The following is a 25,521-nucleotide window of genomic DNA, read 5'->3' on the forward strand; positions in this document are numbered from 1 at the left end:
GAGATCCGGCAGGACGTCACACAGGAGTGATCGCCCGCGTGGCGTCCTGCGGCGTACCTGCTACCGGCCGGGACGTCAGCCGAGGAAGAGATAGTCGCTTCCGTAGGCGACCTTGACCTGGGAGCCGGGCTTGCACGCGCCGGCCGGGGCGACGCCGCCGACGGTGTTCAGGCGCAGGATCTGGGTGGCGTGCGCGAGCAGCCCGGTCTTCGCGCCCGCCTGAGTCGCGTCGAGGACGAGTTCGGGGATGTTGCCGTCGCCGTTCGGCGTCTTGGTGACGACCGTGCCGCGCACCGCGCTGTCGTCGGGGGCGATCCACTGCGGCGGACCGGCGGCCGGGGTCACGAACGAGTGGTCGATGCCCCGCCGCAGCTTGGCCGTCACGCCGAGCTGGGTGAAGGCGAAGGAGCCTGACGGCTGCCGGGTGCAGGAGTAGATCTGCGAACCGCGCAGCACGTCGGCGGTGACGGCACGCGGATGCGTGAACGATCGACCGGACAGCTGGCCGCGGACCGCTCCACCGGCGAAGTCGGCCGTATGCAGGTTCGTGTAGTAGTTGCCGGGTTTGTCGATGATGCGCTTGGCGATCTTGCCGCTGAGCGGAGCCTCGCCGGCGACGCCGGTCAGGTTCGCCGGCAGGCTGCCCGCGAACAGGTCCGCGACCACCGGCCCGTTCTTGCCCGTTGTGCCCTTATGCACGTGGCCGTTGGTCACCGCGCCGAGCTTGGACCAGGAGGCGGTGTAGGCGAGGGCGGAACCATTGCGGCGCAACCACCAGGCGGCCTGGCCGTCCTGGTCGCCGCGCTTCTTGCCGTCGTTCTCCTGGACCTCCTGAGCGCCCCTCGCTTCGGCGGACAGTGTGGCCTGGTTGCTGCCGTGCAGCACCCCGCGCAGGTCGATCGGCCTGCTCAGCCGGTGGAACTGTCCGCGCAGCGCGCCCTTGGGGTGCTTCTCGTCGTGCAGGTTGGCGTAGAAGCCGCCGGGCCCGGCCAGCAGCGCCTTGACCAGGTCGGGGCCGGCCTTGACGGTGCCGGTGACGCCGAGCACGCCCTTGGGCATCGGCGTGGTGATGAGGTTGAGCTTGATCTCGCCGTTGGCACCCTTGGCTCCCAGGTGAACGTGAGCGGCGGTCGGCTTGTCGATCTTGTTCCAGCGGATCGCGAACGTGATCTCGTCACCACTGATCTTGAGAACGACCGTCGAGCGCCCGTTCTTGTCACCTGCCGTGCCCACTTCGTTGGCGCCACGCAGCCCGGCGGCGAGATACACGTCGTCGCCGGAGGCGTGCGCGGATGCGGGGACAGCTGACATCACAGAAGCCAGCAGAATGCCGGGGACGACAATTTTGGAAATGGACATGCTGAAACCTCTCATAAAACGGATTATTTCCGGTCGGACACCGTAGACAATACGCACAGGAGACCGAGAGAGATCAGCTGGAACGACCGGTAAAAGTACACACAACAAACGAGCGCCGCACAGACTCCTCCCGCCGGGACCGGATAGGTGATGACGCTTGGGCATGCCGATCCTTCACGGGGCTTGAGCGCTACAAGTCAACCGCAGCGACATCCTGAAACCCAGCGCGAAGGGGCTGTTCCCCTCAAACCCGGACGGGGGTGTCCACAGCCCTCTTCGAGAGGCCGGCGGACCTGACGACTCCACTCCGTGTCCATTCGCCGTCAACAGTGCCTTCAGTGTTCGTCAAGAGCGCCCCCCGTAGGTTTCGGACAGGCGCGATGTCGGCGGACGAGAGTGTCCGCGAACGAGATGAGGAGCGAGACCGTGAAGGTTCTGATCGTGCTGACCTCGCATGACCAACTGGGGGACACAGGGCGCAAGACCGGGTTCTGGCTGGAGGAACTGGCCGCGCCGTACTACCGCTTCAAGGACGCCGGGTGGGAGATCACCCTGGCCTCGCCGAAGGGCGGGCAGGCGCCGCTGGATCCCAAGAGCAACGAGGAACAGTTCAAGACCGACCAGACGCGGCGGTTCGAGGCCGATACGCGGGCCGAGGCGCAGCTCGCCGCGACCGTGCGGCTGGACACCGTGTCGGCCGATGATTTCGACACGCTCTTCTACCCCGGCGGGCACGGCCCGTTGTGGGATCTCGCCGAGGACCAGGCGTCGATCAGGCTGATCGAGCGGTTCGCGGCGTCGGGCAAGCCGCTGGCGCTGGTGTGTCACGCACCCGGAGTGCTGCGTCACGCGAGGAATCCGGACGGCGGCGCCTGGGTGGCCGGCCGGCGGGTGACGGGCTTCACCGACAGCGAGGAGGAGTTCATGGGCCTGACGAAGGTGGTGCCCTTCCTCGTGGAGGACGAGCTGATCGCCAAGGGCGCGGACTTCTCCAAGGCGGGCGACTTCGAACCGTACGTGGTGACCGACGGACTCCTGATCACCGGACAGAACCCGGCCTCCTCCGGCCCCGCCGCGGCCGAACTGGTCGCGCTGGCCGGCGACGGGGCGGCCTAGCCCGGCGCTGCGCACCATCCGGCCACGGCCGGCGGCGCACCATCATCCGCACTCATGAACGAGGAACCCCAGTGAGCGACGCGATCGCACCATCCTTCAGCGGCCTGCACCATGTCGCCTTCACCGTACGAGACCTGCAGGCCAGCGTGGCCTGGTACCAGAAGGTCTTCCAGGCCGAGCTCGTGGACGGAACGCTCCCGCACTACGGCCGCGAATGGACCGGGTACGCCGAGCTCGTCATCGAGCCCCGCACCGGGCTGGCCATCGGGCTGCACCACAACGCCGGCAACAAGGGCGAGGAGTTCGACAAGGTCCGCACCGGCCTCGACCACGTCTCCCCGCACGTGGAGGGGCGTGCGGGGCTGGTCGCCTGGTCGGACTGGCTCGACGGCCTCGGCATCGCGCACTCCGGCATCCAGAGCGTCAAGGAGCCCTTCGCGTACTCGGTCGTCGTCTTCCGCGACATCGACAACATCCAGCTGGAGGTGATGGCGGTCGGCGTCTGACCTCTGCGGCACCTGACGCGAACCGGCTCCCGCCTGCCGACGGAAGCCGGTTCGTGCTGTGCCTGACGGCCGCCGGGCGCGCGGCGGTGATCGTCGTCTTGGTTCGCCCACGGGTGAATGGCGAGAAGGCGGGGAAATGGGCTCGCATTTTTGGGCCAATAGCGCGTGACAACGTCCAGGTAAAATTACTCGCACCACACCCGTGTGACAAACCTCACGACGCCGGTCTGACGCGCCGAATTAGCGGTTGGCGTGGCTTTCCGCCGCACCGGCGATTCACGCTGCCCTTGCCTCCCGGCGCGCTGCGATAAGCCGGGACCGCGGCTCTGATCGTTTACCCGCGCCATTCACGGCTGGGCGGCGATTTGCCTTTCCGGACGGCGACGGGCAAGAATGAATCCGCCCGGCCCGCATCAATGGCGAGGCGGGCTGTGCCGGCCTGCGGCTTCCGTCGTGCCGCCGTGGCACCGTTGTGCATCCCTCCCCCTTCGGACCGTGCTGCCGTGCAGCCGTGGTCCAGCCTTGCCATGGAGAGTTCATGTTCACCTTGCGTCCAGAGCCGTCCCTGGCCGAATGGTCCGAGGCCGAGGCCCTGTACCAGTTCCAGTCGAACGCGCCCGCCGAAGTGCGCGACGCCCTGGGCATCACCTGCGCCAGGCTCGCGGGCGGCGTGCTCCTGTCGATGCGCGAAGATCCGGCGCACTATTGGAGCAAGGCGCTGGGCTTCGGTTTCGCCGGGCCGGTCACGACCGATCTGATCGGCGAGATCTGCGACTTCTACCGAGCGCGGAGCGACCCGTCGGCCGACCTGCAGCTCGCGCCCTCGGTACTGCCTCCCGACTGGGCGAAGATCTGCGCCGAGCACGGCCTGTTTCAGGGAACGTCCTCGGTGAAACTCGCTCGGGACCTGTCCCTCAGTGTGCCGGTCGCGCCCGGCGGTCCGCCGGTCGAGCGCGTGGACGCGCGCGGCGCGGAGGAGTGGGCCACGATGCTGATGCGCGGCTTCGACATGGCCGACAAACCGCTGGTGGCGATGACGGCCGCCTTCGCCGCGCTGCCCCGCGTCCGCGCCTACGTCGTCCGGCACGGCGGAGAGGTGATCGCGGCGGCCGGGATGTACATCGGCGGAGAGACGGCGCAGCTCCTGGGCGCCGCCACGCTGCCGCCCTATCGGGGGCGCGGCGCCCAGAGCGCGCTGCTGCGGGCGCGCATCTCCGACGCCATCGCGGCCGGCTGCCGGGTGATCTTCACCGAGACCGGGGCCGAGACGCCGGGCACGCACAACTCCTCCCTGCACAACATGAAGCGGGCGGGGTTCGTTCCCCTGTACGAGCGCGTGACCTGGGTGCTGAGCACACGATCCCCGGCCGGAAAGTAAGGCGCGCGGTGCGCGCGGGCGGCCTCCCGCCACACGAATGCCGAGCATCACGCCGGCCGTGCACGAACGGGTCCCTGTGGCCGAGCCCGAAAGTCGGCCCCTGGTGAATACTTCTCCACGCTCCGGAAGGAAGCACGTTGACCGCCTCGGAGAACGCCAAGGTCACGGACGTCGACCTCGTCCACGCGGCCCAGTCTGGTGACGTCCACGCACTCGGCTTGTTGCTGGTCCGGCACCAGGCGGACATGCGAGCGGTGGCGTTGAGCATCCTCGGCTGCGGTCCCGACGCCGAGGACGCCCTCCAGGACGCCGCCATGATCGCGATGCGCCGCATCGGCGACCTGCGCGATCCCGCCGCCGTGGCACCGTGGTTGCGGGCGATCGTCCGCAACGCCTGCCGGATGCAGCTGCGCGCCGCGACACCGATACCGGTGGAGGATGTCGAGACACTGACCCTTCCGCGAGGGGAGCCCGATCCGGAGGAACTGCTGAACGGTCACGCCTTGCGCGACTGGGTCTGGCACGCCCTCGACGAGCTTTCACCCCGCCTGCGGCTGGTGACGATGCTGCGCTACTTCACCGACGTCACCGCCTATGAGCACATCGCGCAGTTGTGCGACGTGCCGGTCGGCACCGTACGCAGCAGGCTCAACCAGGCGCGGGCCAAGCTGTCGCAAGCGCTGCTGGCGACAGCGAACGCGACCCACGACGACGTGGCCGTACAGGAGAAGAAGCGCCGCACGGAGGCGGAGGAAACCATGCGAGCCGCGCGGCAGGGCTTGTTCGCGCAGGCGCTCAAAGAGCTCTGCTCGCCCGAGGTGGAGATCACCACGATGAAGGGCAAGCGGATGCAGGGCATCGACTGGCTGCTGGGCGCGATGAACCGCGATCTCGACGCCGGCGTACGGCAGAACTCCGCCAACGTCGTGACCGGCCGTGACGTCGTCATCTGGGAGAACAGCCTCATCAGCCCGCCCGACGATCCCTTCCACTGCCCGCCCGCCGTCATCTGGGTGAACTTCCTCCAGGCGAACCGCGTCCGCGAGATCCGGTTGTTCCACCCGCACCGCGACGACGACGTCGTGTGCCGATGCTGCCACGGCCGTCGGTGACGGTCACGGCGCACCGCTACGCCGGGAGCTTCATCGTGAAGGGTATGCCGAGCTGGGCGTACCACTCCAGCTGGTCGTAGTAGTCACGGTCGGTGGTGATGAGGCCGTTCTCTATGCTGCACACCGCCACCCCGCGCACCGCGATGGGGCGGCCCGTGGCCTGCAGCACGCTGCCGTCGGCCAGCAGGAAAGGCCCTTGGTGCGTGCCGGTGTACATGTATTCGGTGACCGCGGGATCGTCGAGCAATGGTTTGTTCCAGGCGGTGAGCTTGATGTCGGGAAAGCCCTCGAACAGGTGCTCGTAATACCAGCCGATCTGTTCTCTTCCCTCGGTCAGCCCCGTGGGCGAGACCAGGACGGCCCGCGGGGCGAAGAAGCGCACGACGCCTGGCACGTCGTGCCGGTTGAAGGCGGCCACGACCTCGTCTTTGAGCTCCCGGGCACTGGTCATCAGTACCAACCCCCGTTCGTGCTCCGGGCATATATCCCCAGGTTAACAACCGGAAGTGAGCGGCGAGAAGTTCACCGTCCCCGCTCGTCGCGCGGCCGGGACCGCGGGAGGGCGGATCTCAGGTGCCGCCCTCCGCTGGGGCGGGGATCTCGGCGGTGGCCACCAGGATCGCGCGGCCCAGCACATGAGTGGACATCACCCAGCCCAGCCACCCCGGCGTGGAATCCGCCGGCACCCCGATGTCCTCGACATCCAGAGCATGCACCACCACGAAATACCGATCAGGCCCACTCCCCGCAGCCGGAGCCGCACCCATGAAACGAGCCTCACCGATGTCATTGCGCAACTGGTAAGCCCTCTCGGGCAGACCAGACCCCGCCTCGTCCCCCGCCCCTTCCGGCAACTCCGTCACAGCCGCCGGAATCCCCGCCACCACCCAATGCCAGAACCCCGAGCCCGTCGGCGCATCCACATCCAGCACCGTCACCGCGTAACTCCCCGTCCCCTCCGGAGCCCCCCACCACGACAACTGCGGAGACACATCCCCACCGCCCACACTCACATGCATCTGCGCCACCGGCCACGGCTCACCATCACCCACCGTGCCGCTGCTCACCCCGAACTCCGCCACCCGCGGCAGCCGAGCATACGGATCATCACCCCGAAGACCCCCACGCATGGCTCGAATGTTCATGACGAGGCTCCTTCGTCGCCGATCCAGACGGTCTTGAGGTTGCAGAACTCCCTGATGCCGTGGGCGGCGAGCTCGCGCCCGTAACCGGAGCGCTTGATCCCGCCGAACGGCAGCTCGGGGTAGGAGACGGTCTTGCCGTTGATGAAGACCTGGCCGGCCTCCAGGTCGGCGATGAACCGTTCCTGTTCGGCTTCGTCACGGGTCCAGGCGTTGGAGCCCAGGCCGAAGCTGGTGGCGTTGGCGATCTCCAGGGCTTGTTCGATGTCGGCCGCCCGGTACAGCGAGGCGACGGGGCCGAACACCTCCTCCAGGTAGATACGCATATCGGGGGTGATGTCGGCGATGACGGTCGGCGGGTAGAACCAGCCGGGGCCGTCGAGCCGCCGTCCGCCGCACAGCACGCTCGCCCCGGCGGCGACGGCGTCGTCCACCAGCTCCTCGATGTCGGCCCGGCCCTGTTCGGTGGCCACCGGCCCGACATCGGTGGACGTCTCGAACGGGTCCCCGACCCGGAGGGCTCGCATGCGGGAGACGAACTTGTCGGTGAAGGCGTCGTAGACGTCGGCGTGCACGATGAAGCGCTTGGCCGCGATGCACGACTGCCCGTTGTTCTGCACCCGCGCCTCCACCGCCGTGGCCGCGGCGCGGTCCAGGTCCGCCGAGGGCATCACGACGAACGGATCGCTGCCACCCAGCTCCAGCACCGTGTGTTTGACCTCGTCGCCGCAGATCGCGGCCACGGAACGACCGGCGGGCTCGCTTCCCGTCAGAGTCGCGGCGACCACCCGCGGATCACGCAGGATCGACTCGACTCTGCGCGAGGAGACGAGCAACGTCTGGAAGCAACCCTCGGGGAAGCCGGCCCGGAGGAAGACGCTCTCCAGATACAGTGCGCACTGCGGGACGTTGGAGGCGTGCTTGAGCAGCCCGACGTTGCCCGCCATCAACGCCGGGGCGGCGAAGCGCATCACCTGCCACATCGGGAAGTTCCACGGCATGACCGCCAGCACCGGGCCGAGCGGCTGGTAGCGGCCCAGGGCGCGCACCGCACCGACCCGCGAGGGGTCGGCCAGTGGCTCGTCGGCCAGGAATCCGGCCGCGTGCTCGGCGTAGTAGCGCATGCCATGAGCGCACTTGAGCGCCTCGTGCCTGGCCGAGGCCAGGGTCTTGCCCATCTCGGTGCTCATCAGCTCCGCTGCCAGGTCCGCTTCCTTCTCGAACAGGTCGGCGGCGGCATGCATGTGCGCGGCCCGCTCCTCGAAGCCGGTGGTGCGGTACGTCCTCCATCGTTCGTCCGCGAGAGCGATCTTCTGTTCCAGCTCGGCCTCGCCGAGCTCCTCGAATGTCCTGACCGTCTCACCCGTCGCCGGGTTGATCGTGGCGATCGCCATGACAGTGGTCTCCTTTCGCTCCGCCGGTACGAACGGGCGCGCGGTCCGGCCCGACGCAAAGGGCCATGTGCGGACCGGCCCTGCTCAGGGCCGTGCGCGGGCCGGCTCGGCCGTGCTCCTGCGACTACCCGGAGGCCGCGGCCTCAGGCGTCGGCCGGCAAGTCACCTCGCTGATGTCCGCACTGTAAGGGCTTCGTAGTTGACGGCCAGTGAACGAAGCAAACCCGCTGCCCACAGCGATCGGGCATCGCCACTTCTGAATCGGCCGCGGAACGGTTCAGTCGCGATCAACAAGCCTTCCTTGCCCGGATTAACGTCACCGGACGACAGCGACGAGAACGAGGAGGCGTCATGACCATGCGCGCGGCTCGGATGCACGGGTACAAGCAGCCGTTGCAGATCGACGAGGTTCCGGTTCCCGAGCCGGGGCCTGGCGAGGTGCTCGTCAAGGTCGCGGCGACCGGCATGTGCCGCAGCGACTATCAGCTACTGGACGGCTACTTCCCGGTGGAACTGGCCTTCCCTACATCCCGGGCCATGAGGTCGCGGGCCACATCGCGCAGGTAGGCCCTGGTGTGCCGGCGTCGGCGGGCCTGGCGGAGGGCGACATGGTGGTGGTGGACCCGGCGTGGGGGGACGGGACCTGCCGTCAGTGTCACGAGGGCAACGAGGAGCTGTGCACGGGCAGCGGAGGGTGGATCGGGTTCGGCCCGCCCGGAGGTTTCGCGGAGTACGTCGTGGTGCCCTGGCGGTTACGGGGTGCAGTACGCGCGGCTGCTCGGAGGTGGTGCGACGGTGGTGGCCTTCGCCCGCAGCGACGACAAACTCGCGGTGGCGCGGGAGAACGGCGCCGATCACACGATCAACACCCGAGGCAAGACCGTTGATCAGGTCCGGGCCGAGCTGCGGGAGCTGACCGGCTGGGAGGAGGCAGATGGGGTTCTGGACTGTTCGGGGGCTCCGGAGTCACTGGCGCTGAACGCCTCGTTGCTGGCGTACGAGGCGACCTTGGTGTCGGTGGGGCTCATGGGACAGCGGGTCGAGCTGCCGTTGTTCCCGTTCGTGTCCGGCGAGCGCACGTTCACGGGATCGTTCTGGGGCAACTACCACGATCTGACGGAGGTTCTGGCTCTGGCCGATCGGCCGCCAGGTCGTCGTCTTCGACTGACGTCCACAGCGCCCCTACCGCAGTTCGGGCCGGGCAGGTGCTTGCCACCTGCCCGGCCGCTGCCGTGTCGACGCCCGTCCGGCTCTCCGGGCGGACGCCTGAGGTGAGGTCACGCGGGTGAAGCAAAAGCGCCGGGCACCTCGTCTCAGGCGAATTCTTATGTGGAACGAAATTCATGGAGTCGTTCTGTGGGGTCGGATGACCTCATGCCAGGAGTCCGGAGAATGGGGTAATAAATTGACTCCAGGACCATAGCGAGGCCGTTCGACATAAAGCTCTTTCCAGCATGGAGCGTCCTTGACGAATCGTTCGAGTGATGCCATCATCCCTGTTCAAAGGCGCCAAGCGGCCGAGGCCCGAACTGTGATGAGCGAATACCAGAACAACCTCGCCCACGCTTGCGACAGCTGTCACACACTTCATGTGATCGACTCGCGGAAATAGCGTTAAGGTCATTCCTGCTGTCGGCGGAGACACGTATCGACCTTGGCGATCCAGCGGGCGTCAGAAAGGGTTCAGACATCCATGGGAAAGCAATTGAACGGCGGGCGGTTCTCGTTCTTCGTGCGGCGGTTGAGTGCTCACGCATGTGGTTGAACCGGTCAGGACGACGCTCGGCGCCCGATCGCTTCAGGTCCTCTTGATCGTCGTACCGCCGAGGGTGGCCGGCGTGCCACGTTGAGCCGCGGCCCCCTACCCGCAGCTCTTTTTCTCATGACATTCCGCACAGGACGGCATGACCGGCCCTGGGCTTGAACTCCCCCAGGCCGTTGCCGCTTTTCGTCTCTCCTGCTGCGGATCGAATTTCCCCGGACGGCCCTCATCCCCTGCCGTCCCGGCTGCTCACCAGCCGTGTTGAGGCCCAGCAACGATTCCGGCCTGGGCCTGCGACGCGGCCATTTCGCCATGACCACTGTCCTTCACGAAGGGCTCTCCGGCCTTCGCGACCGCCAGGAAAGAAGACCGTCAGTGCACAGATATAGACAGCTGAACAACACGTGCAGCGCGCGGGACCACGATGCCGAGTGCCCGGATGCCAGGCCGGGGGCGCAGCCCCTGGACACCTCGCCTGCCGGCCATGTTCACCCGGCCTCCGTACTTTCATGATCACTCGATCTGGACGGCTCGACGCGCTGCTGCTCTGGTTCGGCCTGCACACGGGCATCATGGTGTCCACGCTGCTCGGAGTGGCGCTCGCCGACTACGTCGACAGGTGGCGCCAGTGGGATGTCGTGCTGTTCGCCACGATCGCCGAGCACGGTTACGACGGCGATCCCGCTCAGCCGCACGACCCCGGACTGCCCGCGTTCTTCCCCGGGCTGCCGCTCCTCATGCGACTGGTTCACCTCGTGGTTCCCGACTGGACGGCGGCCGGGTTGCTGATCTCGCTGGTGGCCGGCGCGGTGGCGGTGGTGCCACTGGCCCGGCTGGCCGAGGCCGAAGGCGCCTCGGGATGGATGGCGGTGGTGGCGCTGCTGCTCTTCCCGACGGCGGTGTTCCTGACGGCCGGCTACAGCGAGACGCTCTTCCTCGCCTTCGCGATCCCCGCCTGGCTGGCCGCCAGGCACGGCCGCTGGCCGCAGGCGGCGATGCTGGCCGCGGGAGCCTCATGCGTGCGCATCACGGGGTTGTTCCTGTCGGTGGCCCTCGTCGTGGAGTTCTGTGTGCGCAAGGAACCGCTGCGGCGGACGGGCTGGCTGGTGCTGCCGCTGGTGCCGCTGGGGGCGTACTCGGCCTACCAGTACGGCAGGCTCGGCGACTGGCTGGCCTGGATGCACGCGCAGGAGGCCGGCTGGGGACGCACCTTCACCTGGCCGTGGGAGGCGTGGAAAACGTCCTGGCGCGAGGCCATGGGGCACGGCGACTTCTCCGTGGGGTTCAGAATGGAGATCGTCGGCGCGGTGGTGTCGGTCTGCGTGCCGGTCCTGCTGCTCGTGCTGCGCAGGTGGAGCGAGGCCGTGTACGCGGGGACGCAGGCCGCGGCTCTCCTGACCTCGTCGTTCTACCTGTCGGTCCCGCGCTCGCTGCTGCTCTGCTTCCCGTTGTGGCTGCTGGTGGCCCGGGTCGCGACCAGGCGACCGTGGGTGATGGCGCTGTACGCGGTGATCCTCGGGCCGCTCATGCTGCTCCACGCCAGCCTCTTCCTCAGCGGAGGCTGGGCGGGCTGACGACGCGGCGGTCGGCCGGCATGCCGGCCGGCCGCGTCAAGGCGTCACGGGCACGTTCCGGAGGGGCGGCGCGCCACCGATGGAGACGTCCATCGCGGTGACCTCAGGTCCGGGAGCGGGGAACGTGTACGTACGCATGCTGATCTCGCCCACCTCAAGAGCCGGGTCCTGCGTCCGGGACGGCCGGTTCGCGGAGTCCGGGACGGTCAGGTAGCGCTTGCGCCCGGCGTTGTCCACGAGGCTGATGGCCGAGGGGCTGTCGCCGACGAACGCCTCGACCGAGACGCGACGGGCCTGTTCGGCGTGCGGCGTGATCGACAACACCAGATCGAGCAGGTCGCCCCGGCGTCTGAGCGTCAGCACCCCGATCTCGGCGGTGTGTCCGCCCGCCGCCTTCAACGTGACTTTCGCCGGCCAGTGGGTGACGGGGTCCGGGGTGCGCCGTGGTGACGGCGACGCGCTGCGAGGCGGAGGTGGTGAGAGGAGATGGGGAGCGATCACGGATGGATCGGCGCCTCTTCCTGGCACCGAACAGGCCGTCAGCGCCAGGGGTATCACCGCTGCCGCGATCCAGCTGCGAGCTGGCAAGATCTCTCCTTCGACATCGAAGACGGTGACCGTCTTGACCGTGTCACGCGGCCCGGCGGCTGCCGGGCCGGTACCGCTATCACATGCGGGCCGGGGCCGGCTGGTCAGCGCCGATCGGGAGCATCGGGATCAGTGCGGCGCTGTACGGCGCCGTCCGCACGATCCTGACCGGCGACCTGCCGGCGGCTCTCGCGGCCACGGGCGCCCTGCAGCCCGGCTTCGCGCATGAGCCGGGCGACGCGCTTGCGGTTGACCTCTTCGCCCAGGTCGACTCGTAACCTGGCGTAGACGCGCGGCGAGCCGTAGGAGCCGTTGGAATCAGCATGGATCTGCCGGATCATCTTGGTGAGCTCTTTGTTGCGCAGGACACGCGTCGGCTCAGGACGCCCGAGCCAGTCGTAATATCCCGATGTCGACACATGAAGGAGCCGGCAGGCCACCGCGACCGGAACGTGGTCGTCGGCGAGCTCGCGGATCAGCGCGTAGAGCACCTTGGGAGAGCACTTCCGCAGGGCGAGATGGATCGCGCGCTGGAGAACGTCATTCTCCGTCTGCAACTGCCTGGTGCGGCGGCGAAGGTCGGTGAGCTTCTTCCTGGTCTCGGTGGGCAGTTGGTCATCGGCGCCGGATCGGGCATCGGCGTCGTCTTGTTTCAGCCACGCGTGCAGGCACGAGCGGCTGATGCCCAAATCCTTGGCGAGCTGGACGAGCGATGTGTCGCCTCGCCGCGCGAGCTCGATCGCGCGGCGGCGGAGGTCGGGAGAGTGCGCAGGGGGCACGGACGACGTCCTTTCCTGGTGAGCGAGCCGGCTGCTCAGCCGGTCCAACCGAACGCCTCGATGCCGGTGCTGTCCTGCTCTGTTCGGCTTGGCGATCGGGTCGGCTGATCGGCGCCATCGGATCGCCACACCCAGTTCTCCCGGATGTACAGCGGCCGCAGCCCGGCCCTGAGCATGTTGCTCAGCGACGAGTTGGAGCCGCCTTGCTCGGGCTGGCCCGTCTCGGCGACGAGCCAGCGGCAGCCCGCGTTCGCGGCCTCCTTGGCGCGGGCCGCCAGCAGGGCCGACTGCGCCCCGCGGTTGCGATAGCCGGGGAGGGTCGCACCCGTGTTCAGTGAGCCGGCCCTGCCATGGAGGAACAGGTTGGCGCCGGCCACCATCCGGTCATCGTCCCAGGCGGCGAAAGGGCGGAAGTCCGGATGCGTCACCGCGGCCGCGATCATCTCGTCGATCCCGTGCTCCGGCATGCCGAACCCACGAAGCACGACCGAAGCCCATTCCCGGGTGTCGTCGGGACCGACCGGTCCGACGCGCAGGTCGGTCGTCGCGCCGGCGATGAAGAAGTCGATCGGGCACCAGAGCTTCACGATCCTCCCTTCCGGCCGCAGGTCGTGCCGGGCGCGGATGTCGTCCCAGTCCTTCGGCAGGACGTCCGGGGCGACCTGGATGACCGCCATCCTGCTGTCTTCGTCCCGGTAGAAGTCCAGGACACGATCAAGAAGCTCTCCTGTGAAGGGTTCGTCGAAGCCGAACCCCAGTGCCTTGCTCCAGTAGCCCGTCGGGTCGTTGCGCATCGCCAGGGCGACACCCCCGCCGATATGGGCCGTCGCGATGCCGAGCTCGGCTCGGACCCGCGACGGGGCGCTCGACTCGTACCGATACATGAACTCCGCCTCGGCACCTTCGGCGAGAGCGGTCTGTTCCGCGTGCCACATGCTCTTTCCTGCTGGTCCCCTCGTGGCATCCCGTTCCGGCGCCGCGTGTGCGGGCCGTCGCGAGATCTGACGCAGACAAGATGCGCTGATCAACCGGGAAGTTCGATTTCGGCTCGACGAGTTTTCTGGCCTTCCGGCGCGGGGTTCGCACCATGTTCGACCGCACGGAGGGCAGGTGATAAGTTCCCCCGGGAAATCCCAGATGTGTGGAAAAGTGCATGGTCATCCGCGCCTGGACCCCGGCAACCTCCTTGAGGTCCCGCTCAGAGGCCGCATTCTGAGCGCCGCCCGACAAGGGCCGAAACGACTATCTGACATTCCCTGGCTGTCACGGCACGCGGCTGCGGCATGCGCCGAAACCGACGACACGGGAAGAACCTGAAGGGCGAACGTATGTGCACGATGTCTGATCAGGGGTGCCAGGCGCGCCACGTCATGACCGATGATCAGCCGGAGGACCCGCTCGCGACCGGCTCGTCCCGCCGCGCCGCCATCGCGGGCGTGGGGGCCGCCGGACTGATGACCGTCCTGGCCGCCTGCGCCGGCGAGGGCCAGACCAGCGCCTACACCGACTCCGGCTCCGGCTCCGGCTCACGCGCTTCGGCACCCGATGCCGGGAACACCGGCACGCCTCCCGCCACGCAGGCCGGTGGTACCGTCCTGGCCAAGACCGCCGACATCCCGAAGGAGGGCGGCAAGGTCTTCCCGGACCAGAAGGTCGTCGTCGTCCAGCCGTCCGCCGGCAAGTTCCGGGCCTTCAGCGCCGTCTGCACCCACCAGGGATGCACGGTGAGCGACGTCTCCTCCGGCATGATCAACTGCCCGTGTCACGGCAGCATGTTCTGGCTGGACGGCAAGGTCATGGGCGGTCCGGCGACCAAGCCGTTGCCCGAGGTGCCGATCAAGGTCGACGGCGACACCATCTCGCTGGCCTGAACACGCCGTTCCACACCACGGTCGACCACTTGCGACCTCAGTCGATCACCGACAGTTACCGATCGAATACCTCCATGTCCCCGTACCTCCGCAGAAAGCAGGAAGCATGAACCTCGCACACCTCTCCCGCACGCTCGGCATGACCCTGGCGGCCGGAGCGATCGCGCTGACCGCGGTGCCCGCAGCGAGCGCCGACACCGCCGCAGCGCCGACCGGCTGTTTCAACGGCTGGATCGGCGCCTGGGCGAACAACCGTCTGGTCAGCGCCGAACTCCACTGGGAGGGCGCCGGATACGGCGCGCTCCGCGCCCGGACGGTCACCGCCAAAGAGGGCAATTGGGAGCAGTTCGAAATCTGCCTGGGCAGCAAGTACGACACCATCCGCTCGCTGGCTTCGTCACGTTACGTAGCCGCCGAGCTGGACTACACCGGAGCCGAGAAGAGCATGCTCCGCGCACGCTCGACCACCATCGGCCCCTGGGAGGAGTTCGACGTCGTGTGCCGGACCAATTCCTACTGCACCATCAAGTCGCTGGCGAACAACAAGTACGTCTCCGTGGCGGACTCCACCGCGCTCCGGGCGGACTCGACGTCCATCGGGTGGGAGCAGAAGTTCGGCATCGAGCGCCAGGACCAGATGGACTGAGAACCGGTCCTTTCGCCGGGGCGAGGCGTCAGCCGCCTTGCCCCGGCGCAAAGACCCGGGGCATCCGCAGAGCGGCGGTATTCATCCAGCAGCCCTGAGCGGCCGCAAGCAGCGGCCCGGCCTGCGAAGAGAGCAGAAGGCGAAATCATGATTCTCGGGAAGAGCACGCGTACGTTCGGCATGACCTTGGCGGCGGGGACGCTCGTGCTGAGCACGACGTCCACGGCGTTCGCCTCCGCTTCGGCGGCCGGCTCCTTGTCCTCCTCATGCGTCAGGTGGTCATTCAAGGAGCAGGTCACCGACCGCGGGGTCAGCGCCGAACTCGACTACACGGGAGACAAGAAGGGCGTGCTCCGCGCCCGGGCGACCGGCGTCGGAGCATGGGAGAAGTTCGACGTCTGGCAACCGAAGTGATCGGAGACCTGCACGCCGCGCCCGCAGGTCTCCCCCGCCGACCGGCTCCGACCGGGAGAACGCGATCAGCGAAAACCGAATGCGGCCGAAATCGAACTTTCGGCGTGGCCGCCGCATCTTGATGTCCGGGAAGGCTGGGCCGGTCCCGAAGTGCTTGGGCAAGCCGGTGACCACCACGTGCTCAAGCCGGGCGCCTGGCCATGGTGGCTTCAACCGGAATAGCCACAAGATCGCGAGATGAGGTCGTAGTGAACCAGCCCATGGCTGACGTACGGGACATGTTCATGGTGCACACGATGATGCGCCGGGAGTTCGGGCTTCTTCCCGAGCTCGTGCGCGAGGTGACCGCGGGTGACACCAACCGCTCCGCGGTGGTCGGGAAACATGCCGCGCTGATGTGTGTCGTCCTGCATCTGCACCATGAAGGCGAGGACATCATTCTGTGGCCGCTCCTTCTGGAGCGCGGTGGTACGCAGGCCGCGACCTTCGTGCCGAAGGTGGAGGATCAGCACCACGGGATCGAGGCCGCCCTTGAGGGGGTGAAGGAGCTGTTGCCGGCGTGGACGTCCACGGCCCGCGACGGTGAGAGCCTCGCCGCGGCCTTCGAGGTGCTACGCGACCGGCTGCTGGAGCACATGGCCCTGGAAGAGGAGGAGATCCTTCCTCTGGCCGCGAAAGTCGTCACCGCCGCCGAATGGGCCCAGCTCGGTGAGCACAGTATGTCGAACAGCCCCAAGAAGGACCTGCCGCTCGTGTTCGGCATGGGCATGTACGAGGGCGATCCCGACGTGGTCAAGGAAGTGCTCTCTCACGCGCCACTGACGGCCCGGCTGATCATGCCACTGCTCGCCCCGCGTCTGTACGCTCGGCACGCCAAACGCCTCTACGGCACCGCCACCCCGCCTCGTGCAGGTCGACAGTGAGGTTGTCGAAGAGCGGACGGGGTGCCCAGCCCGTGAGCACGTTCGGGGGCAGCGCCTGACTGCTCGAGATCGAGGGCGCCCAGCACGGCGTCGCGGTCCACGATGATCCTCAGTACGCCGACCCGCAGACTCAGGACCTTCTGATGGGTCCGGGCCGAGTTCGTCAAGTGGCACAAAAGCGTGGTAGCCCACCTTTGCTTATTTCAAAGCCCACCAGGGTCATGTGGAGACCATTGCTGGATATTTCCGGATATTTCCGGACTTTCGGTGAGCAACTCGTTTCACCGGATGCTTGCGGCCGAACCACTTCGCATGTCCAATGAAACTCGTAACTCTTCTAACGAGATGGTCAGTCATCCCGACCGAACGAGGTGATGCGGGTGGCATCTCCCATGATGGGCGTCATTCCGGCCTGTCCACGCGGTCAGGCCAGGTTGTCACCTTGAATGACGATCCGTTCGGAGGTGAAGGGCGGCCGTCTCTCCGCGAGCTGCTTGAGCCGCGCACTGTCCCGCACTCCAGCACACCCAGCGTGCATGCGGGCAAGGGAGTGACACGGGGCAAGCACGGCAACTTCGATCAGGGCACAGCCGGGCTGATCGTCCGGAAAGTCGGAGGGCAGGGCAGGTACATGCTGACCTGCGCGCACGTCCTCGGTCTGGCGCCGCTCGGGCAGGAGGTGCCGGACTCCAAGCTGGTGTACTCGCCGGAGCTGAGCGAATGCTGCGATATCGAGTGCAACAACCCCATCGGCAATGTGGTCCCGGAGACCCTTCAGCAGTTGCAGGACAATGCCATCCAGGCCAAGGTCAAAATCGGCCAGGTCGATTTCGCGGTGGACGCCTCGCTTGTCGAGCTCGCCGCCCGGGCTAATGCGTCGAACGAGGTCCCGAAGATCGGAATGGTCGCCGGAATACGGGATCTCATCGCGGAATGGGCGATCTCCGCGTCCGAGCCCTCGAGCTCACCCGACGGCGTACTGTCACTGCCCGTCGAGCGCCAGATCGCGGTGCAGAAGTACGGCGCGAAGACACAGCACTCCCGCGGAAAGATCGTCGCGCTGAGACGGGTGCCGACCAAACAACTCAGCGGCAGCCAGATCGTCCCCGGACAGGCATGGGTCTTCGAGATCGAGGTTGTGCCTCCTCCCGGCCAGGAACCGGTCGTCGAGTACCGGCTGGACATGCAGCGCTATCTCACCGCGGACCCGGCGATGACCCCGCAGGCCATCAAGGCGCAGTTCGACAACTCCGGCCTGATCGTCTCGGTCGGCGGCACCCCCTCCGAACCGACGTTGATCGTCAGAGGCAGGCACTTCTCGCTGCCCGGGGACTCCGGCGCGCCGATTCTCGACAACGACCGCAAGACGGTGGGCATCCTCACTCAAGGTGTCAAGCAGCTCGTTCTCGTCACGGGAAAGACCGCCCCGGTCGAGATTCTCACCGGACGATCTCAGGGCATCTTCGTCGAGGCCGCCTTCAAACACCTGAACGTCGAGCTGCTCCCGCCCGGCGTGACCACGGCCGGCGACGTGGTGGCCGTGCCGGGAACGGCCATCAGGCGCGGCGGGCCGCCAGTGGACTGGTCGGCGATCCGCGCCGCGTGGACCTCCCTGGAGAGCAGCGAACTGGGCGGCCGCCTGGGCGCGGTGATTCGCCGGCACATGGCCGAGGTACGCGATCTGGTGCATCACAACCGGCGCGTCATGGTCACCTGGCACCGCCGCAAAGGCCCGGCGTTCGTCAATGCCATCCTGCGCGGCGCCGAGCAGCCGGCCTGGCCGTTGCCGGCGGAGATCGACGGGGTGAGCCCGGTGGACACGCTGCGCGCGATGCGGGATGTACTGATGATGGAGGGCAGCGCGGGGCTGCGCGCCGACCTCGACGCCCACCAGGAGTACATCCTCGACCTGGCGCGACGTGCGACCTCGCTCCCGAGCGTGCTGAACCTGCCGGATCTCATGGGGCCACCGGCGGTGCGGATCGTCAACTCCCGCGGCGTGCCCGGCGTCGCCTCCGTGCTCGTACGCGACATCGACGGCGCCCACCATCTGCTGGCCAACCACCACGTGGTCCATGGGGCCGGAGCACAGGATGGAGAAGCTGTCTGGGCGCTGCCGCCATCCCGCGGCGACGGGGCGCCGGCCGAGCCGGTCCGGCTGGGGCATGCAGGGCGCGGCCGCCTCGGCACCGTGAAGCATGACGGCGAGGAGTACTTCGTCGACGCTGCGCTCGTCGGCCTCGGCGGCGTTCAGAACCTGCCCGGCTGGCTGTGGCACACTTTCGCCGGTCCGTGGCCGACGATCGTCGCCCCTCCTGAGCCGGGGGCCGTGGTGAGCAAGCACGGACCGGCCACCGGCCTAACAGAAGGCATCCTCCTGGACGTCGCCTACCCCGACCGGCCGTTCATCGACGGCCGCGAGTTCCTCGCGCCGGGGCAGCTTCTGGTCGGGCCGCGCGATCCGGAGCGGGTCTTCTCGGCCTCCGGCGACTCGGGCGCGGCACTGCTGGACGAGCAGCGCCGCCTCATCGGGCTGCTCTGGGGAGCCACCGCCGGCGGTGACGGTGTCGCATGTCCCATCGCACCCGTACTGGATTGCCTCGGCGTGACACCCGTGGGATCGGCCGAGCCCGCCGGAGCGGCCCGGGAGGAGAGGTCATGAGCTCGGTGGAGAACCTCAGGCCACATCTGCCGCAGGTGCGGCGGATGCTCCGCGACCTGCCCGGCATCGTGGGCGTGGGGCTGGGCGTCGCCGACGACGACAGTGCCACGCCGGTCTGGCGCGTGTACGTCGATGGCTCGGATCAGACCCAGGAGGCCGGGGTTCCGGTGAGCGTCCTGGGGCTGCCCACCCGGATCGTGGTCGCCCGTGCCACCGTCCCGACGGCCGCTCCGCCGTTCGTCACGGCCGGCGCCAGCATCGAGACCAATCACAACAAGGGGCCCGGCTCGCTGGGATGCTTCGCCCGCGACAGCGGCGGTCACCCTGTCCTGCTGAGCTGTGCCCACGTCCTGTTCCCCGGCTTCAAGGTCATCGACAAGTTCGCCGTCTACTCACCCGACTACAGCTCGTGCTGCTCGAGCGGCGTCCGGATCGGCCGTCCCGTCTACGACCCGAACCAGAAGGCTCAGCCCACCGAGGGCGAGGAGTGGGTCGGCGGCTACCACGACGGCCAGTGGACGGGCGGCTTCAACTGGATTCCCGCCAAGGTCCGGGTGATGGGGACCGTGGTGAACGGCCACGCCAGTGAGACCGACTGCGCGATGGCCCGGCTCGATCCCGGGGTCAAGTTTCACAACGCCTGGCAGGTCAATCTCGGCAGCACGGTGACCTCGATCCCGATCAAGGGGGCGGTCACCGACGGCCTCGGGATCGGTAAGGGACCGCCCGTGGGCACGTTGCCGAGTCATGAGCAGTACGTGCGTGTCTACAACGCCGTCAACGGGCGGCTGAGGTTCGGCACCATGTTGAGCAACACGCTCTCCGAGCCCGATGTCGCGGATCCCGACCGCATCATCATGAGGGTGGGAATGTCCGATCCCCGGGATCACGGGACCGGGTCCAAGACGAACGTCAACCAGTTCATGATCCTGCCGAGGCCCAGTCCGATTCCCGGGCAGTCGCTGAGCGACAGCTACCACAACGGGGAGGAGCTGACCTTCGAGAGTGGCGACTCGGGCAGCGTGGTGATCAATCACGAGAACCGCGTCATCGCGATGATCATCCGAGCGGGGCCGATAGACGAGTACTTCAAGCTCGATCGGAGCGCGCCCGAGTTCGCGCACGTCGGCAATCTCGGCATCGCCACGCCCATCGGCCCGGTACTCGAACGGCTCCAGGTGGAGATCCCGGCTGCCGAGGACGGCTGGTCAGGCACCACTCCGAGTGCCGGCGGCCCGGTCCACATCTTCCTGGGCCGGCCTCCGTCCAACGTCGATCTGGCCCAGCGGCGCGGGGTGGAGCAGTTGCGTGAGCAGCTTCGTACCAGCCTTCTCGGGCGGCTGCTGCTGGGCAAGATCGGCCAGCACCGCAGGGAGGTGAGGGAGTTGCTCACGTCGGTACGTCCCGTCGCCGCCGCCTGGCAGGCCATGCAAGGGGCGGCCTTCTACCATCACTGCGTGCAGGGCGTCCGCGCTCCGGGGCACACCATCCCGACGGTGATCAACGGAGTGAGCCGAGCCCAGCTGGCCGAAACGATGCTCCCGCTGCTGCTCCGGCATGCCGGGCCCGTTCTCCGTCGTGATCTCGAACGCTACGGCCCGAAGATGATCGGACTGCTGCTGCCGGTCGAGACGATCCAGGACGTCCCCCTCGTCCTCGCCCGCCCGCGAGCGCGGTCATGACCGGTGAGCGAGGCAGCCTTGACGGGCTGATCGGCCAGCTCGCCACGCTCCTGTCCCCGCTCACCGGGCTCTCCCGGGCCGGGGCGCGAGAGTTCTTCGCCGACGTGGGGCTGCCGCTGACGGACGCGCAGGCCGCCGCCATCGCGCCGGCTCTCAGCACCACCACGGGATCCGTCGGCTTCCTGGTCGAATTGCTGCGCGGCCTTCAGGAAGCGGTCGAAGCCGAGCAGTGGGATGAGGTCCTGCGCCGGATCCTTCGCGCCGGCGGCCAGATCGACGCGGTCATCTCCGGGTTCGACGGGCTGAAGACCGCACTGGCGGGCCTGAACCTGCCCGGCGCGGAGCCGATCCTGGCGAACTTCCCGCAGCGGGTGTTCAACCTGCTGCTCACCGAGTTCCTGGGACGGCAGCAGGGTGTCAACGAACTCCTGGAGTTCCTGGGCGTCCTGGTGCGTACGGATCGCAACGTCGGCCTGATCGACCCCCAGAAGCCGTTCTTCACGGAGAACGACTTCCACTTCGACCGCATCGGCGGCTGGATCCGTGAACCGAATGCCCAGCTGGCCGCTCTCTACGACTGGGGCGCGCCGAGCTTCGACGGCACCAAGATCCTCGCCGTGCTCGACCGGATCGCCGCGTACGCGGGATTGCCGTCACTCTTCGACCGTGCAGCCACACCACCCACCCTGGACCTGGTCTTCGCCTCTCTCGTCCCGCGGACCGACCTCGACCCGCCTGGCCTCGCGGTGGAAGTGCCGCAAGGACTGGGTGTGGGATCGGTCGAGCGCAGTGGTGAGGCCTGGACCCTCACTCTGCGTCTCGACGCCGACGTCCCAGCGGGGACGAAACTGGTGTTCCAGCCCGGCGGAGCCAGGGTCGAGCCGCCACCCGGCACGACCGTGTCGGGAACGGCCAAGGTGGTTCACAGCTATCGCCGTGATCCCGCCGATCCGGTGATCCTGCTGTCGCTTCCCGGCGGAAGCCGGATCTCGGTCGAGCAGGTGGACGTGACCCTGCGGCTGCGAGCCGAGCCGGACGGACGTCTTGAGGTGCAGCTGGGGGCGCTGCTGCAACGCGGCAAGGTCCTCATCACCCTGGCCGGCGGTGACGGCTTCATCGCGAAGCTGCTGGGTGGCGTCCGGATCGAGAGCGGCTTCGAGCTCGGCGTCCGGTTCAGCCCGGCCGACGGCCTGCGGTTCGAGGGCAGCGGCGGCCTGGAGGTGCGCCTCGCCTCCCACGTCGGCCTCGGCGCGGTCGACCTCTCCGCGCTCACCTTGCTGGTGGGCATCGAGGGCAGCACGTTCACCCTCGCCCTCACCTCGGACCTCAAAGCCGCGCTCGGGCCGATCGTGAGTGTCGTCCAAGGCCTGGGGATCGAGATCCCGCTCGCTTTGACGCCCGACGGCAAGGGCAACCTCGGGCCGGTCGACGTACAGCCTCGCCCCAGACCGCCCGCGGGCGTCGGCCTGTCCATGGACCTCGACGTCGTCAGCGGCGGCGGGTTCCTCTACTTCGACCCCGACCGCGGCGAGTACGCAGGTGCCCTGGCCTTCCGGCTGGCCGGGTTCATCGATGTGAAGGCGATCGGGCTGATCTCCACCCGGATGCCGGACGGTACGCAGGGCTTCTCCCTGCTGATCATTCTGACGGCCGAGTTCGGCGGGATCGGCCTGCAACTGGGTTACGGATTCACCCTGCTCGCCGTGGGAGGACTGCTCGGTCTGCATCGGACCATGAACCTCGGCGCGCTCGTGGAGGGAGTACGCACCGGCACCGTCGAGTCGGTCATGTTCCCGAAGGACGTGGTCGCCAACGCCCCGCGTATCCTCAGTGACCTGCGGGCCTTCTTCCCCCCGGAGCAGGACACCTTCCTGGTCGGCCCCATGGTGAAGCTCGGCTGGGGCACCCCGACTCTGATCAGCGTCTCGCTGGGCGTCATCGTCGAGATCCCGGGAAACATCGCCATCATCGGTGTCCTGCGCTGCATCCTGCCCGCCAAGGAACTGCCGCTGCTGGTGCTTCAGGTCAACTTCATCGGCGTGATCGAGTTCGACAAGCAGCGGCTGTGGTTCTACGCCCAGCTTTTCGAGTCACGCATCCTGTTCATGACGATCGAGGGGGGCATGGGCCTGCTCGTCGGCTGGGGCGAGGGAGACCTCGTCCTGTCGGTGGGCGGCTTCCATCCCTCGTTCAAGCCGCCGCCCCTGCCGTTCCCGGTGCCGCCGCGCATCTCGGTCGACATCATCAACCAGCCGTTCGCCCGTATCCGCGTATCCGGCTACTTCGCCGTCACCAGCAACACCGTGCAGTTCGGGGCGATGGCCGAGCTCGTCCTGGGCTTCGATGACTTCGGGCTCCAGGGCCACCTCAGCTTCGACGCCCTGTTCCGGTTCTCCCCGTTCGCGTTCGTCATCGACATCGCGGCAAGCGTCTCGCTCCAGGCCTTCGGCGTCGGCCTCTTCAGCATCCACCTCAGGTTCCAGCTGGAGGGCCCGGCCCCGTGGCGGGCGCGCGGAAGAGGGTCCATCTCGCTGCTGTTCTTCGAGATCTCCGCGGACTTCGATCTGACCTGGGGCGCGAGCGACAATCCGACCCTGCCGCCGGTTGACGTCCTGCCGCTGCTCTGCGACGAGATCGGCAAGGTGGAGGGCTGGGCGACCAGGCTGCCGAACGGCGCCACCCAGGCGCTGGTCAACCTGCGGACGCTGCCGGAGAGCGACCACCTGGTCCTGCACCCGCTCGGCACGCTCTTCGTCCACCAGCGGTTGATCCCACTCAATGTGCGCATCGACCGCGTCGGCGCTCAGCGGCCACGCGACGGCAAACGGTTCAGCATCGCCCCGGCACCCGACAGCGGCCTGGTCCAGGTGTCGGTCCCGGACGACAAGTTCGCCATGGCCCAGTTCCAGGACATGGACGACGCCGCGAAGCTGACCATGTCCCCGTACGAGGACCAGGACGCCGGTCTCGAACTCACCGCCCTGCAGGGAACCCTCGCGTCGGCGCGCGCGGTCCGCCGCAGCGCCCGGTACGAACTCATGGTGATCGACAGCAAGGCCCGTGGTGCGGCGGAGTTCCGGGCCGCGGACACGGCGCCATCGCCGGACACCGCGCCCGTCCGCAAGAAGAAGCTCCATCGCGTCAGCCCCGCGGTCTTCCAGCCGCTGCTCGACGGAAGCAGCACCAGCCGCTCCCCTCTGTCGCGGCACGAGGCGACGCTCCGCAGGCCCTACGCCACCGAGGAAACCCTCCAGGTGACCGGCCAGCGCTTCGTCGTCGCCCACAGGCGGAACAACCAGCAGGCGTTCCCGCCCGGCAGCGGCGCCGCCGCGGTCGCCGCGGGTCCTTCGAGCTTCCGCAGCCGGACCACGGCGACCGAGGCCATGGCCGCATGGGTGGAAACCGAGCCGAGCCTGGCCGGCACGCTGCATGTCATCCCCTCATCGGAGGTCGTCGGTGCCGCCGCCGTCCCCGGTGGCTGGAGCGGCATCGCGGCACTGCCGACGGCGGTCGGCGTGGACTCCTCCACAGACGCCGCGGTCCTGCTCTCCGGGGGCCGGGTGCTGCTCGCGGGCGGCGCGGACGAGACCGGAGCGCCGCTCGCCGGCAGCGCGCTGTTCGATCCCGTGGCGGGTACGTGGACGCCGGCGGACCGGCTCGGAACCGGACGCCGTCTCCACTCGCTGACCAGGCTCTCCGACGGCAGAGTGCTGGCCTTCGGCGGGTCGGCTGCCGATGGGTCCGCGCTGACCGCCGCCGAGGTGTACGACCCGGTCGCCGGGCGCTGGACGGCCGTGCCGCCAGGGACGTCCACGCCGATCGCCCGTCATGGGCATACGGCCACTCTCCTGACCTCTCAGAAAGTCCTGGTCACCGGCGGGACTGGACGCCGGGCGGGTGATCCGGTGACCCTGACCTCCGCCCAGCTGTTCGACCCCGCCAGCGGGAAGTGGGAGAACGCCGGGCCGATGACCGACGCCCGTACCGGACATCAGGCCGTCCGGCTCCACGACGGCCGGGTCCTCGTCATCGGCGGCGCGCTGCTCACCGGCCGCGGCCGTGCCGCGCTCGCCTACTGCGAGATCTACGTCCCGGGCACCGGCACCTGGGCACCGGCAGGCAGCCTCATCACCGCGCGCGTCGGGCACCAGGCGACCCTGCTGCCGAACGGCACAGTCCTCGTCACCGGCGGTGACTCCCTGGCCGGCCGGCCAGGGAGCGGGTACCGCGCCGGCAGCCTGGACTCCGCGGAGATCTACGACCCCGGTACCGACCGGTGGACGCCGGTCACGCCCATGCCCGGCGGGCGCAGCCGCCACCGCGCGGTACCGCTGCCGACGGGCAAGGTGCTGGTCCTCGGCGGCACCGCCGGTCCTCGTTTCGGCGCCGGTTTCCGCAACGCCGTCACCTACGACCCCGGCACCGGCACCTGGGCGAGCACCGGCGGTCTGGCCACCGGCCGGTGGGACTTCACCGCGCTGCTCCTCTCCGACGGGCGGGTCCTCGCCGTGGGCGGTCGCGTACTGGCGGGCGTGGCGGCACCTGAGGGTCAGGACGTCCTGACGCCAACAGCCGAGATCTTCACTCCATGAACGTACCGACGACGAAGGGCT

The 25,521-nt window shown here is 68.3% G+C and carries 21 protein-coding genes and 1 pseudogene; 15 read left to right on the plus strand and 7 right to left on the minus strand.

Annotated elements, in window-relative coordinates; all coding sequences use genetic code 11:
- Positions 1-75 precede the first annotated feature (75 nt).
- Positions 76-1,359 (minus strand): CHRD domain-containing protein, encoded by a 1,284-nt coding sequence (locus tag AB0C27_RS28120; RefSeq protein ID WP_357849299.1) that lies wholly within the window; start codon positions 1,357-1,359, stop codon positions 76-78.
- A gap of 426 nt (positions 1,360-1,785) precedes the next feature.
- Here AB0C27_RS28120 and AB0C27_RS28125 point away from each other — a divergent pair, with 426 nt between their 5' ends.
- From AB0C27_RS28125 to AB0C27_RS28140, 4 genes are all read left to right on the plus strand, one after another.
- A complete protein-coding gene (locus AB0C27_RS28125; RefSeq protein ID WP_357849302.1) occupies positions 1,786-2,475 on the plus strand; it encodes a type 1 glutamine amidotransferase domain-containing protein in 690 nt (229 codons plus the stop codon).
- 71 nt (positions 2,476-2,546) lie between these two features.
- Complete coding sequence (locus AB0C27_RS28130; RefSeq protein WP_357849305.1) at positions 2,547-2,981, plus strand: VOC family protein; 435 nt, start codon at positions 2,547-2,549, stop codon at positions 2,979-2,981.
- 538 nt (positions 2,982-3,519) lie between these two features.
- On the plus strand, positions 3,520-4,359 hold the full coding sequence (locus AB0C27_RS28135) for a GNAT family N-acetyltransferase (protein WP_357849308.1): 840 nt from the start codon (positions 3,520-3,522) through the stop codon (positions 4,357-4,359).
- Positions 4,360-4,496: 137 nt separating this feature from the next.
- Positions 4,497-5,471: a sigma-70 family RNA polymerase sigma factor gene (locus AB0C27_RS28140; protein ID WP_357849310.1), complete on the plus strand. Its 975-nt coding sequence runs from the start codon at positions 4,497-4,499 to the stop codon at positions 5,469-5,471.
- Positions 5,472-5,487: 16 nt separating this feature from the next.
- Here the strand turns inward: AB0C27_RS28140 and AB0C27_RS28145 are convergent, their stop codons facing one another.
- The 3 genes from AB0C27_RS28145 to AB0C27_RS28155 form a co-directional block, all read right to left on the minus strand.
- Positions 5,488-5,922, minus strand: coding sequence for an ester cyclase (locus AB0C27_RS28145; RefSeq protein ID WP_357849313.1), 435 nt, complete (start codon positions 5,920-5,922; stop codon positions 5,488-5,490).
- A gap of 118 nt (positions 5,923-6,040) precedes the next feature.
- The gene (locus AB0C27_RS28150; protein ID WP_357849316.1) at positions 6,041-6,616 is read right to left on the minus strand and encodes a YbhB/YbcL family Raf kinase inhibitor-like protein; all 576 of its coding nucleotides are present in this window, start codon (positions 6,614-6,616) and stop codon (positions 6,041-6,043) included.
- Positions 6,613-8,007, minus strand: coding sequence for an NADP-dependent succinic semialdehyde dehydrogenase (locus tag AB0C27_RS28155; RefSeq protein ID WP_357849319.1), 1,395 nt, complete (start codon positions 8,005-8,007; stop codon positions 6,613-6,615). Before AB0C27_RS28155 ends, AB0C27_RS28150 begins: the two co-directional genes overlap by 4 nt.
- 351 nt (positions 8,008-8,358) lie before the next feature.
- Here AB0C27_RS28155 and AB0C27_RS28160 point away from each other — a divergent pair, with 351 nt between their 5' ends.
- The 4 genes and pseudogenes from AB0C27_RS28160 to AB0C27_RS28175 all read left to right on the plus strand — a co-directional run bounded on the left by AB0C27_RS28160 (position 8,359) and on the right by AB0C27_RS28175 (position 11,343).
- Entirely contained in the window at positions 8,359-8,574 is a 216-nt protein-coding gene (locus AB0C27_RS28160; RefSeq protein ID WP_357850268.1) for a hypothetical protein, read from the plus strand.
- Positions 8,475-8,699 (plus strand): annotated as a pseudogene (locus tag AB0C27_RS28165) (alcohol dehydrogenase catalytic domain-containing protein); the annotation flags it as partial. The gene AB0C27_RS28160 and the pseudogene AB0C27_RS28165, both read left to right, overlap by 100 nt.
- 67 nt (positions 8,700-8,766) lie before the next feature.
- Positions 8,767-9,282 carry a zinc-binding dehydrogenase gene (locus tag AB0C27_RS28170; protein ID WP_357849322.1) on the plus strand — a complete coding sequence of 172 codons (516 nt, stop codon included), beginning with the start codon at positions 8,767-8,769 and terminating at the stop codon, positions 9,280-9,282.
- A 996-nt stretch (positions 9,283-10,278) separates the two neighbouring features.
- On the plus strand, positions 10,279-11,343 hold the full coding sequence (locus AB0C27_RS28175) for a mannosyltransferase family protein (protein ID WP_357849325.1): 1,065 nt from the start codon (positions 10,279-10,281) through the stop codon (positions 11,341-11,343).
- Between the two features lie 36 nt (positions 11,344-11,379).
- Here the strand turns inward: AB0C27_RS28175 and AB0C27_RS28180 are convergent, their stop codons facing one another.
- From AB0C27_RS28180 to AB0C27_RS28190, 3 genes are all read right to left on the minus strand, one after another.
- Positions 11,380-11,742, minus strand: a complete 363-nt coding sequence (locus AB0C27_RS28180) for a hypothetical protein (RefSeq protein WP_357849328.1) — start codon at positions 11,740-11,742, stop codon at positions 11,380-11,382.
- Positions 11,743-12,035: 293 nt separating this feature from the next.
- Positions 12,036-12,710: an IS3 family transposase gene (locus AB0C27_RS28185; RefSeq protein ID WP_357849331.1), complete on the minus strand. Its 675-nt coding sequence runs from the start codon at positions 12,708-12,710 to the stop codon at positions 12,036-12,038.
- A gap of 35 nt (positions 12,711-12,745) precedes the next feature.
- Positions 12,746-13,504 (minus strand): GNAT family N-acetyltransferase, encoded by a 759-nt coding sequence (locus AB0C27_RS28190; RefSeq protein WP_357849334.1) that lies wholly within the window; start codon positions 13,502-13,504, stop codon positions 12,746-12,748.
- 576 nt (positions 13,505-14,080) lie between these two features.
- On the opposite strand from AB0C27_RS28190, the gene AB0C27_RS28195 reads away from it, so the two are divergent.
- The 7 genes from AB0C27_RS28195 (at position 14,081) to AB0C27_RS28225 (ending at position 25,500) form a co-directional block, all read left to right on the plus strand.
- A complete protein-coding gene (locus AB0C27_RS28195) occupies positions 14,081-14,581 on the plus strand; it encodes a Rieske (2Fe-2S) protein (RefSeq protein ID WP_357849337.1) in 501 nt (166 codons plus the stop codon).
- A gap of 106 nt (positions 14,582-14,687) precedes the next feature.
- The gene (locus AB0C27_RS28200) at positions 14,688-15,227 is read left to right on the plus strand and encodes a hypothetical protein (protein ID WP_357849340.1); all 540 of its coding nucleotides are present in this window, start codon (positions 14,688-14,690) and stop codon (positions 15,225-15,227) included.
- 147 nt (positions 15,228-15,374) lie between these two features.
- Complete coding sequence (locus AB0C27_RS28205; RefSeq protein ID WP_357849342.1) at positions 15,375-15,641, plus strand: hypothetical protein; 267 nt, start codon at positions 15,375-15,377, stop codon at positions 15,639-15,641.
- A gap of 278 nt (positions 15,642-15,919) precedes the next feature.
- A complete protein-coding gene (locus AB0C27_RS28210; RefSeq protein WP_357849344.1) occupies positions 15,920-16,564 on the plus strand; it encodes a hemerythrin domain-containing protein in 645 nt (214 codons plus the stop codon).
- A gap of 292 nt (positions 16,565-16,856) precedes the next feature.
- Positions 16,857-19,226, plus strand: coding sequence for a hypothetical protein (locus AB0C27_RS28215; RefSeq protein ID WP_357849347.1), 2,370 nt, complete (start codon positions 16,857-16,859; stop codon positions 19,224-19,226).
- Positions 19,223-20,908 carry a hypothetical protein gene (locus AB0C27_RS28220; protein ID WP_357849350.1) on the plus strand — a complete coding sequence of 562 codons (1,686 nt, stop codon included), beginning with the start codon at positions 19,223-19,225 and terminating at the stop codon, positions 20,906-20,908. Before AB0C27_RS28215 ends, AB0C27_RS28220 begins: the two co-directional genes overlap by 4 nt.
- Positions 20,905-25,500, plus strand: coding sequence for a DUF6603 domain-containing protein (locus tag AB0C27_RS28225; protein ID WP_357849353.1), 4,596 nt, complete (start codon positions 20,905-20,907; stop codon positions 25,498-25,500). Before AB0C27_RS28220 ends, AB0C27_RS28225 begins: the two co-directional genes overlap by 4 nt.
- Positions 25,501-25,521: the final 21 nt, after the last annotated feature.

Source organism: Nonomuraea sp. NPDC048882 (assembly GCF_040649755.1).
GTDB lineage: Bacteria > Actinomycetota > Actinomycetes > Streptosporangiales > Streptosporangiaceae > Nonomuraea > Nonomuraea maheshkhaliensis.